This window comes from Chitinophaga sp. (assembly GCF_039596135.1).
Taxonomy (GTDB): Bacteria; Bacteroidota; Bacteroidia; order Chitinophagales; family Chitinophagaceae; genus Chitinophaga.
The window spans coordinates 1-14,278 of the sequence record NZ_JBCNKH010000062.1; the positions used below are offsets into that span (position 1 = coordinate 1).

The following is a 14,278-nucleotide window of genomic DNA, read 5'->3' on the forward strand; positions in this document are numbered from 1 at the left end:
TTGTCATCCAGGCTCAATTTGCCTTGTTCTTCCAAATGAAGAATACAGGCAGCCGTGAATTGTTTGGTAATGGAACCGATGCGGTATTTGCCGGCTACCGTGTTTTTCACATGCCATTCCCTGTCAGCTTCGCCAAAAGCATTGCTGTAAATGACCTTGCCTTTTTGGGCAACTAGTACGCTGCCACTGAAATGGGCAACCGTGGCCTGGGCACGCATGTAAGCGTCCAGTTTTAATGGGTAATTGGTTTGTGCCTGGATGGCAAAGGGTAACAGGAGGAATATAAATATGTTTTTCATGGAATGAAGATACGATTTCCAATAAACGAAAAAAGCTTTTGCCGAAAGCAAAAGCCGTTTGGGAATTTCCCCCCGGGAAGAAATACTTTTCCAGGGTGATAAATCTATTACTTGTCTGAATGAATGCGGATGTTTTTTCCTGAAAGTACAAACTGACTATCCCCCCTATATGCAATTGTTTCAGGATATTTGGGTCTGGCAGCAACATGTGCTTTCACTACCTCAAAGATGAAAAAGTTATACGCATTAACCAGCTTCCGGTCATGGATCTTACATTCAAAGCTGGCAAAACACTCCTTTATTAACGGGGCTTTCACTATACTGGCCGGTTCGGCGGTAAAGCCTATTTCTGAAAACTTGTCTGTATCTGCACCGGAGCAGTTGCCCACAGCCACTACTTTTTTAGCAATAGCTGCTGTAGGAATATTGATGACACATTCACCACTTTTATTAATCAGGTCGAAACTGTAGTTACTACCTGTAATCATACAACCAACCAGGGATGGTACAAATTCCATTACAGTGTACCATCCCATGGTCATTATATTTTGCTTACCCTTATGGGCAGAAGTAACAAGCACTGTTGGTGTTGGTTCTAAAAACCGTCTTACATCTTCTACGGGGAAATCTTTTTTCATATTAGTTTGAATCTTGTCTTTTGCCAGAACCTATTTCACCAGTAGACTCATTGGTCGCATCAGGTAAATTTTCTTTTGTGAGCACAGGTTCATTCGGGTCCGGCCGGTCTTTATATTTACGACCTGTAATCAGGTCACCATCCCGTTCCCCACTATGCTGGGTAATATACTCCCGCTCATTTAACGATGCCTCGTGTTCCGGCAGCTTTTCGCCGGCAGTATTATGACTCGGCTCATTCAGTTTACGGGCATTCGAAGCAGCCATCTTCGAACCGAAAATGTCATTCATCCACACATGTAATTTAGTCTTATTACCGGATACAATCTTGCGTTCACCTTTCATCAGCGCTTCATATCCATCCTTTGCCACTTCCTCGGGCGAAGCCAGTTCTGATTCCCTGTAAGTGATCGTATCTTCCTGCCCTGCTTTGTGGAAAAAGTCCGTATCCGTTGCACCTGGCAATAAAACGGTAACGGTAACATTTGTATCGCGCAGCTCCTCTGCCAGTGCAGCACTGAATGACAATACAAATGCTTTGGTGGCGGCATACACTGACAGCAACGGCGTTGGCGTAGTTCCCGACTCTGACCCTACCTGCAGAATCTTCCCTTCATTGCGGCGCACCATTTCACGCAGGAACAACTTTGTGAGCGACAGCAGGCCAATTATATTCAGATGGATGATATCCAGGTCACGCTCCAGGCTGGTATCTACGAATGGGCCCCATTCACCCTGCCCGGCATCATTGACCAATACATCTACAGTAATACCCATTTTCTTTGTCTGTTCATAAATTTCTTCTGCAGACTCAGGTGCAAATAAATTCTTCGCAATAGGTGTGACCTCTATTGAGAATTCTTCCTTTAACTTGTTTGTTACCTCATTCAGACGCTCTTCATTACGTGCTACCAGGATCAGGTTGTAACTATCTTTTGCAAAGCATTTGGCCAGTTCAAATCCAATCCCGCTGGTGGCGCCTGTTATTAGCGCGTACTTGTTTCTATTCTCTACATTAACGGGTTCCATAACTTAGTTTTTATGCATATTTAAATACAAAGATGAGGCCACGTGATTGCTTAGACTGGTATGATATTTCATATAAAAAATAGTACAAAAATGGTTTGATTATGATGGATAAAATACTTGAGAACGCTTATCATTGGCTCGTTCTCTATGGACCCAGAATAGCACTTGCATTGTGTATTTTAATAGCAGGACAATGGGCTATTCATGTGGTTAAGAAATTGCTGCTGAAATCCTTAATGAAACACCGGGAAGATACCACCCTGCGTCCATTCCTTACTGGTCTTATCACTACTGTATTACAGGTATTTTTATTATTGGCAGTCATGCAGTTCCTGGATATTCGCATGACCATCTTCGCAGCTTTGGTAGGATCTATTGGTGTAGCCGCAGGTCTGGCACTCTCCGGCACTTTGCAAAACTTTACAAGTGGCATCATCATATTACTGCTGAAACCTTATAAGGCAGGCGATACCATTATGGCACAAGGTCAAACAGGGATTGTGAGTTCTATTCAGTTATTCAATACAATTATTATTACTACTGACAACAGGGCGGTGATTATCCCCAACTCCAAGCTATCAAATGAGGTCATCATCAATCATAGCAGCACTGAAACCCGCCGCATTGAAATAGATCTGAAACTCAGTTACGCCTATCCACCAGATCAGGTAAAACCACTCTTATTGAAAGTAACAGCAGAAACGCCTAATGTGCACAATAATCCAAAACCGGAAGTCATTGTTTCGAACCTCGAACCAGATGGATGGCATATCATGATCTATGCATGGACAACACAGGAAGAATTTGATGAAACTAAATTTGATTTAAACGCCAGGGTGATCCATACATTGCGCGACAATGGTATAAAACTGCCGGGCATGTAGGCAATCGTGCTGCGTATGGGTAAATAACTCGCAAACTATAAATGATACTGAACAGTTAAAGCACAGCATGGCTGTGCTTTTTGCATTCTGCAAGGTATTTGTGACGCTATCGGTGACACAAAAAAACTATTGCTTATGTACACGCTGGGCATTAATGCAGCCTTTCACGATTCCGCTGCCTGTATTCTAAAAGACGGCCAACTACTGGCAGCCGCAGAAGACGAACGCTTTACTCATGTTAAACACGGGAAAAGACCAATTCCCTTTTCTGCATATGAATTACCATTTCACGCCATCGATTATTGCCTGAAGGCAGCTGATATCCATTTACGTGAGGTAGATCATATTGCTTATTCATTCGATCCTTACCTGCTGATGGATCCTGACGACGTGATCCAGCAAAAGGTAGAATTACCATTGGACCCTGCCGAAAGACTAATGCCCGAGAAATGGTTATCACCGTGGGATCCCCTGTTTCTTTCTTCTATTATCAACGCGCCCGGGCAGCTGACTGATGGTTTTCCACATCACCTGCAGGAAAGATTCAGAGATGCAGGCATTGCCAGGGATCGCTGGCATTTTATTGAACATCACCTCAGTCATGCCAGCAGTGCTTTTCTTCCTTCTCCTTACCTGGAAGCTGCGGTGCTTACTGTAGATGGCCGTGGAGAAAAAGCAACTACCACTTTTAGTATAGGCAGCGGCAACGACCTGCGCAGAATCAGCCAGGTAGATATGCCCCATTCATTAGGATTGCTATATGAAAAAGTAACTTCTCACCTGGGCTTCCTCCATTCTTCTGACGAATACAAGGTAATGGCTTTGGCTTCTTATGGTAAGCCAGCGTTCTCCCATGCATTCCGGTCCATGATCAACATGAGCGACCATGGTATTTATACTATTAACGACGATTATATGGTGGAATTGCTGGGGCCTGCACGTAAGAAAGGAGCACCTTTCACCGATCATCATTTCAATATCGCACATTCCCTGCAACAGGTTTTGCAGGAGTCTGTACTGGAACTGGCCAGCTGGCTGAAAAATGAAACCGGTGCGGACAACCTGTGCTTTGCCGGTGGTGTAGCACTCAATTGTGTACTGAATGCTAAACTGAGAGATGCCGGTTTGTATAAAAACATATGGGTACAGCCTGCTGCTGGTGATGCCGGTACTGCCCTGGGTGCCGCTCTGTGGGTAGATGCTACCGAACGCAGGAGCACCCGCAAGGATTTCAAAATGGACCATGCCTACTGGGGGCCTGAATATGGTGATGATGAAATTGAATCTTTCCTGAAGTGGACAAAAACGCCTTACCGAAAAATGGCGAACATAGCAGAAGAAACAACTGACCTTTTGATTCACGATAAAATTATCGGGTGGTTCCAGGGCCGGATGGAATTTGGGCCACGCGCATTGGGGAGCCGCTCTATATTAGCTTCACCGCTGCATGCTTCTATGCAGGCCAGGCTCAACGAGGTAAAAGACAGGGAAGATTTTCGCCCTGTAGCCCCGGTGGTTATGGAAGACAAGGCCAGTGAATGGTTTCAAGGTGCAGACTATTCCCCCTTCATGTTGTTCGTATATGATGTGCTGGAAGAAAAAAAAGGTATGATTCCTGCGGTGACTCATGTAGATGGAACAGCGAGAATACAGACTGTGAACAGAGAACAGCACGAAAAGTACTACGACCTGCTGGAAGCATTTTACAGGAGAACAGGTGTGCCTGTGTTAATCAACACCTCGTTTAATACTTTGGGGAAACCCATTGTATGCACACCACGCGATGCTATTGAATGCTTCTGGTCCTCCCCCTTTGATGCATTGGTAATCGGATCATTTTTAGTTGAAAAATAAGCCCGTCATGAAAATATCAGTTGTTATCCCGACGTACCGGCGTCCCCATTTATTATCGGCATGCCTGGAAGCATTGTCGGGGCAGGATCTGGACAAAGACGAATTTGAAGTGATCGTGGTGAGTGATGGCCCGGATGTAGCTACCCGTAAGGTAATGGATACCTGGTACCAGAAGCGGCGGCTGGACCTGCGATACATTCCCCTGAACAGGAAGAAAGGGCCGGCAGCTGCCCGCAACAAAGGCTGGAAAGCAGCAGTAGCGCCACTCATCGCCTTTACAGATGACGATACACTACCTGACAGTCGCTGGCTCAGCAGTTTTTTGAATGCCTGGGATGGACACCAGGCTATGGCATTTACCGGCAAGGTGGTGGTGCCTGTTTCAAAAGATCCGACTGACTATGAGCGCAATACAGCCCGGTTAGCTACCGCCGATTTTGTAACGGCCAACTGTGCCGTTGCTAAAGTAGCACTGGCAGCACTACATGGTTTTGACGAAAGATTTTCCATCGCATGGAGAGAAGACAGTGACCTGGAATTCAGGCTGCTGGCTTTGAAGGTGCCCGTGGTCAAAATACCGGATGCCGTAGTGGTACATCCTGTACGTAAAGCAGAATGGGGGGTAAGCATCAAAGAGCAAAAGAAGAACATGTACAATGCACTATTGTATAAAAAATTCCCCGACATGTACCGGCGAAAAATACAACGCCGGCCGGCGTGGAATTACTATGCGATGATCGCAATGATACTACTGGCAGCTGTTTGTTTTGCAGCAGGATGGATGGTGTTGGTTACCCTTTGTATGCTGTGCTGGCTGGTGGTGCTGGGCATATTTATTTCTAAGCGGCTGGCAGACACAACGCACCGGAGAAGCCATGTTGTAGAAATGATCATCACATCTGTGGCTATTCCATTTGTAGCTATCTATTGGAGTCTGTACGGCGCGTGGCGGTACAAGGTATTTTTCCTTTAATATATGTGCTTATGAACTTCGCAGAAAACATTCAGAAAATTGCCATTTTCAGGGCATTGCAACTGGGCGATATGTTGTGTGCTATTCCGGCAATCCGTGCATTGAGAACGGTATTTCCTGATGCACATATCACCCTGCTGGGACTACCGTGGGAAGTCTCTTTATTAACCCGTTTTCCCGGCTATTTTGACGCTTTTGTACTGTTTCCGGGATACCCGGGCCTGCCGGAGCAGGCGCCTTCAATTACCGCCTTTCCTGCCTTTCTCAAAGCCATGCAGGAAGAACAGTTTGATCTTGTATTACAAATGCAGGGAAATGGTTCCATCGTGAATCCTATGGTGGCGTTATTGAATGGCCGTTATACCGCAGGCTACTGGCGCAGGGAAGATTATTGTCCTGATCCGGCGCTGTTCCTGGAATACCCGGAGCATGTGAATGAGATTGAAAGACATTTGTTATTGATGCAGCATCTGGGTATTCCTGCACAGGGAAAGGAACTTGAATTTCCGATTACAGCGCAGGATAAAGATGAGTTTGAACAATTGCAACTGCCTTTAACACCTGGAGAATACATTTGTATACATCCCGGTTCCAGGGGAAGCTGGCGGCAATGGCCACCAGAACTCTTTGCCTCACTGGCAGATCATTTTGCATCGTTGGGCTGGCAGATTGTATTGACGGGAACGAAGGAAGAAATTCCCCTCACCATGGATGTGGCGGAACGCATGCAGTATACTGCACTTAATACTGCTGGTATTACCACATTAGGAAGCCTGGCGGTGTTGGTTAAACATGCACGTGCCCTGTTTTCTAATTGTACAGGGATCTCGCACATTGCAGCTGCTTTAAAAACGCCCAGCATTGTGATCAGTATGGATGGAGAACCGGAACGCTGGGGACCATTGGACAAGCAATTGCATTATACTATTGATTGGACAAAAGAGCAGCATTATGAACATGTACAGAACTGGGGTGACCATCTGCTTGCTCAAACAGCGCGGCGGCCGATATTGCTATAGATTCAGGCGTAGCCGGGGGCAGCATTTTTTGTGCAAAGATATGATAGGCATATCGGACCACTTCATTTCTGCTCCGCAGCTTTTCCGGTATATCGAAATATAATACTTTGCTATGCACATTCCATGGTGTATGCTGCGGATTAGTGAGTGCATAGATAACTAAAACAGCTGTACCGGTTGCTGCGGCAATATGAATGATGCCTGTATTGACAGCGATCACCAGGCGTGCATGCCTGACTAGTGTGATGAGTTCTAATATATCTAACTGCCCTGTCAGTGAATAAACAGGATAGTTCTCCAATGCCTGGATCATTTCTTCATTGGGATGAAGCCCTGTAAGCAAAAACTGGCAATTCAAAGTTGCTGATAATTTTTCTACTGCCGCAGCCCATTCGGCTACAGGATACAAACGTCTTTCTTCAGATACGTCCGGATGCAGAATGATCCATGGCTTTTCCAGATCCAGCCCGGTTGCCGCTATCTTTGATTGAACCTGCGACCATAAGGATTCATCTACCTCCAGCTTTAATTGCTCATCAGCCGTATGGGCACCAATACTGCCCACGAGATCAAGATCGCGCCTTACCTGGTGACGGATGTATTCATAAGGTTCCTTATCCGGCTCCCACTGCGTAAGCAAACCATAAGGGTTTTCCCTGCAATAAGCCAGGCGTAAAGGAATACCTGCCTGGTAAACGAGCAATGCAGAAGGCAGCGGATTCTGACTGTAAACAGTGAAAATTACAGCACCATCAAATGCTTTATTCTTTAACAGGATGACGATGTCGTTGAGATTATCTGCTGATTCCGTTTTTACCCAGGGTGCATCGAAGATAATCGTATCGTCTATTTCAGGAATGCTCCCTGCAATCAATGCACCTCTCGAAGATGTCAATACAGTAATCTCACATTCAAATGTCTGCTTCAATGCCCTGATAGCAGGTGTGCTCATGAGCAGGTCGCCCATGTTATCAGGTCTTACGACTAATATGCGTTTGCAACCAGCCCATTGCCGGTGAGGGGTATTGCTTTCTTTCATCCTTGTGCTACTTTTAAAACAGGAGTTGTATGGATACGACGAATCAGTGATGTAGTAGATCTGTCAGGTACAACAGGCAGGATAGTAACTATACCGCCTAATTCTTCTACCACTTCCGCTTCGGGCAATCCTTCGCGGGTATAATCGCCCCCTTTGGTAAATACATCAGGCGCTATGGCCCTGATCAGTTCAATCGGTGTATCATCACCGGGGTTACCAAAGGGAATAATATGATTAACAGCGCCTAAGCCACCCAGTACTTCCATCCTGTCCTGCAGTTGATTGATAGGTCTTGTACTACCTTTCAGTCGTTTGATACTCTCATCGTTATTGATACCCACAATCAGAACATCACCCAGTTCACGTGCACGGGTCAGGTAATTCACATGCCCACTGTGCAGGATGTCAAAACAACCGTTGGTAAATACAATACGTTTACCCTGTGCTCTGTATACTGCGCATACTTCTTTGAGCTGACTGACACTATCCAGGTACTTATGATGCATGGAGAAGAATGCCATCAGCTCTCCTTTGGCACAGTAAGCCGTATCTGCTTTACTGATCACGATTGCAGCTGCTGCTGCAGCCATCTCCGAAGCATCGCGCAGGTCCATACCTGATAAACAGGACATGGTAAATGCGCTGATATAAGTATCGCCGGCACCTGACACATTTACCTCAGATACCGGGTATGCCGGTGTATGGCAAACGGTTTCACCATCTTTAAAGATCAGGGCTCCGGCTGCATCCAGTGTCAATGCTACTACCCGTGCCCCGGTAATCCGGTGAATAGCACTACCCATATCCCGCAATTGTTCCGCACGATAACTGTTTGTTTCCGGCAATTGCAGCAGCTGCATGACCTCATGGTAGTTAGGTTTTACCAGTGATGGGCGTAATGACCGGTACAGGTCCAGCCGTTTTGCATCTACAGCAATGAATTTATTATTATCCGGATTCAGTCTTTCCAGTGCAGCAATGATAGGTGGTGTAATTACCCCTTTATTATAATCAGCGATCACGATTGCATCATAATTATCAAATGTATTTTCCAGGAAGGCAATAAGCTTCTCCTCACAACCGTCCGGTACCGGTGTTTCAGTGCCCTCATCATAACGGGTGAGCAACTGGCTGCCTGCTATTACGCGGGTTTTCACTATTGTATTCCGGCTGTTGCAACTAATGAGGAATGTGTGAATGCCTTCTTTTGCCAGTAATGCCTGTGCTTCTTTTCCGGCAGTATCCTCCCCTACTATCCCCGCAAAGGTGACATCGGCACCCAGGTACCTCAGATTAATTGCCGTATTGGCGGCGCCACCGGGCACGCATGTATGAGAAGTAATGTCTACGACTGGTACGGGTGCTTCGGGGGTTAACCTCGTGCTGGCACCTCTCAGGTAAGTATCCAGTATTAAATCTCCTATTACCAAAACAGCAGGTTGATGCAGGTTATTGACCAGTGAATGAAATTGATGCGTCATGTCCGTTAACTTTAATAATAAATTGTGCGGCATCCAGCAGATTGCTGGCAATATAGACGGGCCTGCGCTGCGGAGTGATTGTCCACTCCGTTTCATGCCCGTTGTTTACCAGTAATGAGCGACATCCTGCCTGATTGCCGGCTTCTACGTCATGGAGGATGTCGCCTATCATCCACGAATTTGTAAGATCTATATTTAACTTTTCAGCAGCGGCTTTTAGCATACCGGAACGGGGCTTTCTACAACTACAGTCAACTGCATAGGGCCTTATGGTGCCCTGCGGGTGATGTGGACAATAGAAGAATCCATCGAGTCGCACATTATATGCACGCAACAATGCATTGATCTTTTGCTGTACGCCTGCCAACTGTTCTTCTTTGAAATATCCTCTTGCAATACCAGACTGGTTGGTAATCACTACCAGCATGAATCCCTGTTCGCTAAAAAGCTGCATTGCCCTGCCTGCATGTTGTTCCAGCACGATCTGATCAGGATCCACGTTGTAAGGTACATCCTGAATCAGCGTACCATCTTTATCAATAAATATGGCTTTTCTCATAGTATGCTTCATTGATCACCTGCTGGTACAGGTATTTCATTTTGCGTGCTACGCACTCCCATGTGAAAAGAGCATGAATTCGTTTGATAGCATTGCTGCCCATTTCCCGCCTCATGTTATCATCGCGCAATAGTTTAACGATAGCCGCTGCCAAAGCAACAGGATCTTTTGGCGGTACCAGCAATCCTGTTCTGCCATCGGCCACACTGTATTTAATACCACCTACCTCACTGCCTATCACTGGGGTGCCACAGGCCATGGCTTCCAATGGAGTGATACCAAATGGTTCGTACCAGGGTGTAGTGATAAATATATCGGCAGCAGAGTAATAATGCTTTAATTCATGCCTGTCGCGCTGACCAGCAAAGATGATCTGTTCATCTACTTTCAGTTCCTTTGCTAAGGTGCGCAACCGTTCCAGCTCGGGGTCTGCTTTTGCTGATGATGCAGGCACATTACTACCTACTATGATGAGTTTAACATCTCTTAAATAAGTCAAAGCCATGATTACATTGTCCACACCTTTGCGGGGCACCATTCTGCCCAGTTGCAAAATGATCTTTTCGTGAGCCGGCAGATGAAGGAGTTCCCGTGCTTTCGCTTTGTCCACAGCATACACTTCATCCAGGTTTACACCGCACGGAATAATGGTAATCTTATTCACAGGCGCCTGGTAATAATTGACCAGGTCTTCCTTGTCCTGCGGGCACTCAGCAATGACCTGACCAGCCTGTAAGATGACTGCCGATTCTATGTCGATACGCTCCGGGGGGAAACGATCCTGGCTACCCTGGTAAATTTTACGTACATGTCCCAATGCGTGAAAGGTGACTACGAAAGGAATACCCAGCAATTGCTTCAGCTCCATAGCAACCAGGGCAGACATAAAGAAGTTAGCGTGAATGAGATGATAACTGATTTGTTCCTCTTCCATGAAGCTGATCATATCTTCCCGGAATGCTGCCATGTAAGGCAGCAATTCTTCTTTGGGTATGACACTTGCAGGGCCTGCGTCTACCTGGATGATCCTGACCTCTTCCATCCACTCTGTTACGCGGGGAAGGCTGGAATTTTCACGACGTGTAAATACGTCTATCGCATATCCCATGCGGGATAACTGTTTTGCCAGTTCGCCCACATATACATTCTGTCCGCCGGCATCCACGCTTCCCGGGGTCACCAATGGGGAAGCATGCTCACTGATAAATGCAATCCTCTTCTTCATATGCTACATAATTTTTTCTTTTCCGCTTACATTCGCGCTGCGGTTGTCTACATTGAAAGGCTGTCCGGGTAGGTTGCTGCAGACAGCATGGAATAAATTTTCCCAATCAGCCGTAAAGCGATCTATATTAAAGCGTCTGAGAGCGGTCTCCCTCGCTGCTTTCCCTATTTGTGCAGCCAGCTCGGGATCATTCATCAGCAATTTCATTTTATCAATCAGGAAATCCAGATCGGTGTGAATAAAACCATTCACACCATTTTCAATCACGGTGACCAGCTCTGTGGTAGCGAGACCTATGACAGGTAGTCCCTGCATCATGGCTTCGCATACTGCCAGGCCTAAGCTGGTATGCCGTACCGGGTGAAAGAAGTAACGGTACTTACCTCTGAAAGCAGGCAATTGGGGGTGCAGCACTTCGCCCACTCCTACTGGCTCATTGCCCATGCCTGCCAGGTCTACAGGTACGTGTTTAGTCACCTGCTGGAATACGTCCCAGCCCAGTGCACGGCCTCTTTGTGGCAGGTGGTTAATGATAGTCACACCTTTGTCCAGTTCACCTGTATAAGGGATATCTGAATCAGTGACCCCATGTTCTATCACGGTGACAGGCGTACGGTTGTTATCCCACATCAGTTTATTATAGTGTGTAACATGCACGAGGCAGATACGACGGTCATTTACCGTATGGCGGGTGCCAAACGGGCTTTTGAGCGGAGTATTGTGCTCCAGATAGATCCTGGGGAGCCTGCGTTGTGCAGGTGTCAGAATCTCGTATTGATCTACGAGATAGTTCTTTACTGACTGATACATGATGACGTCAAAGTCATAATTCTTCACCATATCAGCAGGAATTTCAATTACATTACTTCCATAAGAAAATGTTCTCCCACGACCATAATAACCGGGTGTACGCTCATCATTTACCGGGATATATATATCATAGTTCCCCTGTGACAAATAATACAAATAGCTACCATGAATATGCCATGTAAAGATTTTCAATCTGGTTTCAGTACCAACCCGGGTCATCATACAAGCAGAAATTTGATTTTATAGTGAGTGAATATTTATCGCGTTATTGATAGATTACAGCCATGCATGCAGGTGGAATGTTCGTCTGATAGTACTTAGTGCCTTTAACTCATATTAACAAGAAGCAAACCAATCGTACCCAGTGGATAAGGAAATGCACTGTCACCGTGTGTTTGTTCCGATTGAAAGTGTCTCGCAGTGGGCGGGGGTTTGAGCGGGATCTGAGAAAGTTGTTCCCCAATTGTAGGAACGATGGGAACAAGTGTTCTAATAGCACAGATCGCCTGAAACGCATTGCATAATCAGTAGTTGTATTTGATAAGCTGCTTATGATATATTAATTTTAACCGTGAATAAAATCTTTGTTGTTATGCCTGAAATACCAGACCTCGAAGTGTTCAGTATGAACCTCACAAAAATGCTGCAGGGGAAAGTGGTAAAGAAACTGGAAGTACCCTACCCCAAAAAATTAAAGACCACGGTTGCGACACTGAAGAAGCAGATTGAAAAACAAACACTCACGGAGATCTATAGAGAAGGGAAGCAGCTACGACTTGCATTCAGTAATAATAACAAACTGGGATGGCACCTGATGCTGCATGGTGAGCCAGCATTGTTTGAAGGAAAAGAATATCCGAAATGGACGATCATCGCATTGCAATTCACGGATGGCGGCGGGTTGGCTATGACTGACTTTCAGGGGCAGGCGATGGTGACCCTAAACCCGGAAGAGAGTGAGGTACCAGATGCCATGTCTGCACAAGTGAATGCGAAATTTCTGCAAGAGACATTCGCCTCTTCTAAAAAGGCTATAAAGGAAGTATTGATGAACCAGGATCTGATCCGTGGCCTGGGCAATGCATACACAGATGAGATTTTATACCAGGCACGCATTTCTCCATTTTCTATTGCGAACAGGATTCCGCCCGCGCAGCTGAAGGTGCTGGCCAGCAGTATTAAAAAAGTACTGAAGGATGGTATCAAACAAATTCTCAAGCATGACAAGCATCTTATCAGTGGGGAATACAGGGATTTTATGAAGGTGCACCATGCAAGAAAGAACGAGAGCCCCGGTGGCTATGCCATCCAAAAGCATAAGGTGGGTTCCCGCAAAACGTATTATACTGAAGAGCAGCAGTTATTTACCTGAGCGATCATGATAGGCTTTTTCCCAATTCAATAATGCGGCTTCCACTGTATCGCCTTCGCCAAAGATAGAATGCTCAGTACCCGCCCCTAATACACAGTAATACCATTCGCCATCTGTATATACTTCAGGACGAAAGTTGAGAACCGGTGCCGGTAGATTCATGGAAGTGAAATCTACCTGTACCTTTTCTTTGTCAAGAGATGTATGTTTCATATTATAATTCATTACGGTCACCACCTACACTGTAAGGATTATTTTCTTCATCTTCTGCGCCCTTTTCTTCGTTTTCATCATCCAGTTCGCTACCGGGTACATCCAGGTCTGCGCCAGATAAATGGCCGGTTTTTTCTTCCAGCAATTCACCTTCATCATCTGCATTATTCAATTGGGCGCGTTTCAGGTCGCGCGCACCTTCATCGCCAGGTGTTATATTGGCGCTATCGTACAGGTCTTGTCTTTCCTGGCGGGATACATTACTGTTTTCGTCGGTGATCAGTCGCTCATCGTCTGTTTCTATCACATCGTCCGGACTGCCATTCAGATTGCGATAGCCTTCTTCATCATCAGATGCCGGGGTAGGTACTGTGCCGGTATCATCAGGTAATGGTTGCACATTTTCCTGGCCCGGTATATCTTTTACCTCAGGCAGATCTATTACTGTATTTTCTCCTTTCATACGTTCCTGATCATGCTTTGAATCCTGGATATCGGTTGTTCTTTTTGTCTTGTTTGCCATAACATTCGTTTTCTTTTTAAGCAACAATAATAAGGCCATGCCAGATGCACAGTGATAGGTGGCTTTCGATCCGGCAAGCGGGGAAATAACTCACAGGCAGAAGCTGATGAAACCGCCACCATGTAGGTTTCTGGCCTCCTATTTGTGCTACAACTTTTGTTCACTAAAACTTCATCTTATGAAAAAGTCAAATGATCAACATCCTTCCCAGGACCAACAAAACAGGCAAAAGGCCTTTGATGATCAGAGACGCAGAAGAATGCAGGAAGGTGATAAAAATGAAAGAAAAACTGCGGATACGAACAAAACAGGTAACAACAATCTCCAACCGCAGAACAAACCACTTAAATAACAGTGGATAT

The 14,278-nt window shown here is 45.8% G+C and carries 16 protein-coding genes; 6 read left to right on the forward strand and 10 right to left on the reverse strand.

All coding sequences use genetic code 11. From position 1 onward, the window contains the following. From ABDW16_RS24985 to ABDW16_RS24995, 3 genes are all read right to left on the reverse strand, one after another. A partial coding sequence (locus tag ABDW16_RS24985) for a serine hydrolase domain-containing protein (RefSeq protein ID WP_343673560.1) occupies positions 1 to 299 on the reverse strand: 299 nt, incomplete at its 3' end. A gap of 107 nt (positions 300 to 406) precedes the next feature. Next, positions 407 to 937 (reverse strand): flavin reductase family protein, encoded by a 531-nt coding sequence (locus tag ABDW16_RS24990; protein WP_343673561.1) that lies wholly within the window; start codon positions 935 to 937, stop codon positions 407 to 409. Position 938: 1 nt separating this feature from the next. Beyond that, positions 939 to 1,964, reverse strand: a complete 1,026-nt coding sequence (locus ABDW16_RS24995; protein ID WP_343673563.1) for an SDR family oxidoreductase — start codon at positions 1,962 to 1,964, stop codon at positions 939 to 941. A gap of 101 nt (positions 1,965 to 2,065) precedes the next feature. On the opposite strand from ABDW16_RS24995, the gene ABDW16_RS25000 reads away from it, so the two are divergent. The 4 genes from ABDW16_RS25000 (at position 2,066) to ABDW16_RS25015 (ending at position 6,694) form a co-directional block, all read left to right on the forward strand. Continuing rightward, the gene (locus ABDW16_RS25000) at positions 2,066 to 2,848 is read left to right on the forward strand and encodes a mechanosensitive ion channel family protein (RefSeq protein ID WP_343673565.1); all 783 of its coding nucleotides are present in this window, start codon (positions 2,066 to 2,068) and stop codon (positions 2,846 to 2,848) included. A 135-nt stretch (positions 2,849 to 2,983) separates the two neighbouring features. Beyond that, positions 2,984 to 4,702 (forward strand): carbamoyltransferase C-terminal domain-containing protein, encoded by a 1,719-nt coding sequence (locus tag ABDW16_RS25005; RefSeq protein WP_343673566.1) that lies wholly within the window; start codon positions 2,984 to 2,986, stop codon positions 4,700 to 4,702. Between the two features lie 7 nt (positions 4,703 to 4,709). Further along, positions 4,710 to 5,675, forward strand: coding sequence for a glycosyltransferase (locus ABDW16_RS25010; RefSeq protein WP_343673567.1), 966 nt, complete (start codon positions 4,710 to 4,712; stop codon positions 5,673 to 5,675). 11 nt (positions 5,676 to 5,686) lie between these two features. Then, a complete protein-coding gene (locus tag ABDW16_RS25015; protein WP_343673568.1) occupies positions 5,687 to 6,694 on the forward strand; it encodes a glycosyltransferase family 9 protein in 1,008 nt (335 codons plus the stop codon). Here ABDW16_RS25015 and ABDW16_RS25020 read toward each other — a convergent pair. Genes ABDW16_RS25020 through ABDW16_RS25040 form a run of 5 tightly spaced genes read right to left on the reverse strand, consistent with a single transcriptional unit; the run spans position 6,600 to position 12,030 of the window. Further along, a complete protein-coding gene (locus tag ABDW16_RS25020; RefSeq protein WP_343673570.1) occupies positions 6,600 to 7,733 on the reverse strand; it encodes a glycosyltransferase family 9 protein in 1,134 nt (377 codons plus the stop codon). The two genes, ABDW16_RS25015 and ABDW16_RS25020, sit on opposite strands and share 95 nt — an antisense overlap. Next, positions 7,730 to 9,214: a D-glycero-beta-D-manno-heptose 1-phosphate adenylyltransferase gene (gene rfaE2, locus ABDW16_RS25025; RefSeq protein WP_343673571.1), complete on the reverse strand. Its 1,485-nt coding sequence runs from the start codon at positions 9,212 to 9,214 to the stop codon at positions 7,730 to 7,732. The genes ABDW16_RS25020 and rfaE2 overlap by 4 nt, the downstream gene beginning before the upstream one ends. After that, positions 9,183 to 9,773 (reverse strand): HAD family hydrolase, encoded by a 591-nt coding sequence (locus ABDW16_RS25030; RefSeq protein WP_343673572.1) that lies wholly within the window; start codon positions 9,771 to 9,773, stop codon positions 9,183 to 9,185. Before ABDW16_RS25030 ends, rfaE2 begins: the two co-directional genes overlap by 32 nt. Continuing rightward, positions 9,751 to 10,998, reverse strand: a complete 1,248-nt coding sequence (locus ABDW16_RS25035; protein WP_343673573.1) for a glycosyltransferase family 1 protein — start codon at positions 10,996 to 10,998, stop codon at positions 9,751 to 9,753. The genes ABDW16_RS25030 and ABDW16_RS25035 overlap by 23 nt, the downstream gene beginning before the upstream one ends. A 3-nt stretch (positions 10,999 to 11,001) precedes the next feature. Further along, entirely contained in the window at positions 11,002 to 12,030 is a 1,029-nt protein-coding gene (locus ABDW16_RS25040; protein WP_343673575.1) for a glycosyltransferase family 4 protein, read from the reverse strand. Between the two features lie 370 nt (positions 12,031 to 12,400). On the opposite strand from ABDW16_RS25040, the gene ABDW16_RS25045 reads away from it, so the two are divergent. Beyond that, positions 12,401 to 13,180, forward strand: a complete 780-nt coding sequence (locus ABDW16_RS25045) for a DNA-formamidopyrimidine glycosylase family protein (protein ID WP_343673576.1) — start codon at positions 12,401 to 12,403, stop codon at positions 13,178 to 13,180. Here ABDW16_RS25045 and ABDW16_RS25050 read toward each other — a convergent pair. Both ABDW16_RS25050 and ABDW16_RS25055 read right to left on the reverse strand, forming a co-directional pair. Further along, positions 13,169 to 13,393 (reverse strand): hypothetical protein, encoded by a 225-nt coding sequence (locus tag ABDW16_RS25050; RefSeq protein WP_343673578.1) that lies wholly within the window; start codon positions 13,391 to 13,393, stop codon positions 13,169 to 13,171. The two genes, ABDW16_RS25045 and ABDW16_RS25050, sit on opposite strands and share 12 nt — an antisense overlap. A gap of 1 nt (position 13,394) precedes the next feature. Next, positions 13,395 to 13,916: a hypothetical protein gene (locus ABDW16_RS25055; RefSeq protein ID WP_343673580.1), complete on the reverse strand. Its 522-nt coding sequence runs from the start codon at positions 13,914 to 13,916 to the stop codon at positions 13,395 to 13,397. 178 nt (positions 13,917 to 14,094) lie between these two features. Between ABDW16_RS25055 and ABDW16_RS25060 the strand changes: the two genes are divergently transcribed. Beyond that, positions 14,095 to 14,268 (forward strand): hypothetical protein, encoded by a 174-nt coding sequence (locus ABDW16_RS25060; RefSeq protein WP_343673582.1) that lies wholly within the window; start codon positions 14,095 to 14,097, stop codon positions 14,266 to 14,268. Positions 14,269 to 14,278: the final 10 nt, after the last annotated feature.

Excerpts from the sequence above, each read along its gene's own strand:
- ABDW16_RS25055 (WP_343673580.1), bottom strand. The coding sequence starts at position 13,916 with ATGGCAAACAAGACAAAAAGAACAACCGATATCCAGGATTCAAAGCAT.
- ABDW16_RS25045 (WP_343673576.1), top strand. The coding sequence starts at position 12,401 with ATGCCTGAAATACCAGACCTCGAAGTGTTCAGTATGAACCTCACAAAA.
- ABDW16_RS25015 (WP_343673568.1), top strand. The coding sequence starts at position 5,687 with ATGAACTTCGCAGAAAACATTCAGAAAATTGCCATTTTCAGGGCATTG.
- ABDW16_RS24995 (WP_343673563.1), bottom strand. The coding sequence starts at position 1,964 with ATGGAACCCGTTAATGTAGAGAATAGAAACAAGTACGCGCTAATAACA.
- ABDW16_RS25060 (WP_343673582.1), top strand. The coding sequence starts at position 14,095 with ATGAAAAAGTCAAATGATCAACATCCTTCCCAGGACCAACAAAACAGG.
- ABDW16_RS25030 (WP_343673572.1), bottom strand. The coding sequence starts at position 9,773 with ATGAGAAAAGCCATATTTATTGATAAAGATGGTACGCTGATTCAGGAT.
- ABDW16_RS25050 (WP_343673578.1), bottom strand. The coding sequence starts at position 13,393 with ATGAAACATACATCTCTTGACAAAGAAAAGGTACAGGTAGATTTCACT.
- rfaE2 (WP_343673571.1), bottom strand. The coding sequence starts at position 9,214 with ATGACGCATCAATTTCATTCACTGGTCAATAACCTGCATCAACCTGCT.
- ABDW16_RS25020 (WP_343673570.1), bottom strand. The coding sequence starts at position 7,733 with ATGAAAGAAAGCAATACCCCTCACCGGCAATGGGCTGGTTGCAAACGC.
- ABDW16_RS25035 (WP_343673573.1), bottom strand. The coding sequence starts at position 10,998 with ATGAAGAAGAGGATTGCATTTATCAGTGAGCATGCTTCCCCATTGGTG.
- ABDW16_RS25000 (WP_343673565.1), top strand. The coding sequence starts at position 2,066 with ATGATGGATAAAATACTTGAGAACGCTTATCATTGGCTCGTTCTCTAT.
- ABDW16_RS25005 (WP_343673566.1), top strand. The coding sequence starts at position 2,984 with ATGTACACGCTGGGCATTAATGCAGCCTTTCACGATTCCGCTGCCTGT.
- ABDW16_RS25040 (WP_343673575.1), bottom strand. The coding sequence starts at position 12,030 with ATGATGACCCGGGTTGGTACTGAAACCAGATTGAAAATCTTTACATGG.
- ABDW16_RS24990 (WP_343673561.1), bottom strand. The coding sequence starts at position 937 with ATGAAAAAAGATTTCCCCGTAGAAGATGTAAGACGGTTTTTAGAACCA.
- ABDW16_RS25010 (WP_343673567.1), top strand. The coding sequence starts at position 4,710 with ATGAAAATATCAGTTGTTATCCCGACGTACCGGCGTCCCCATTTATTA.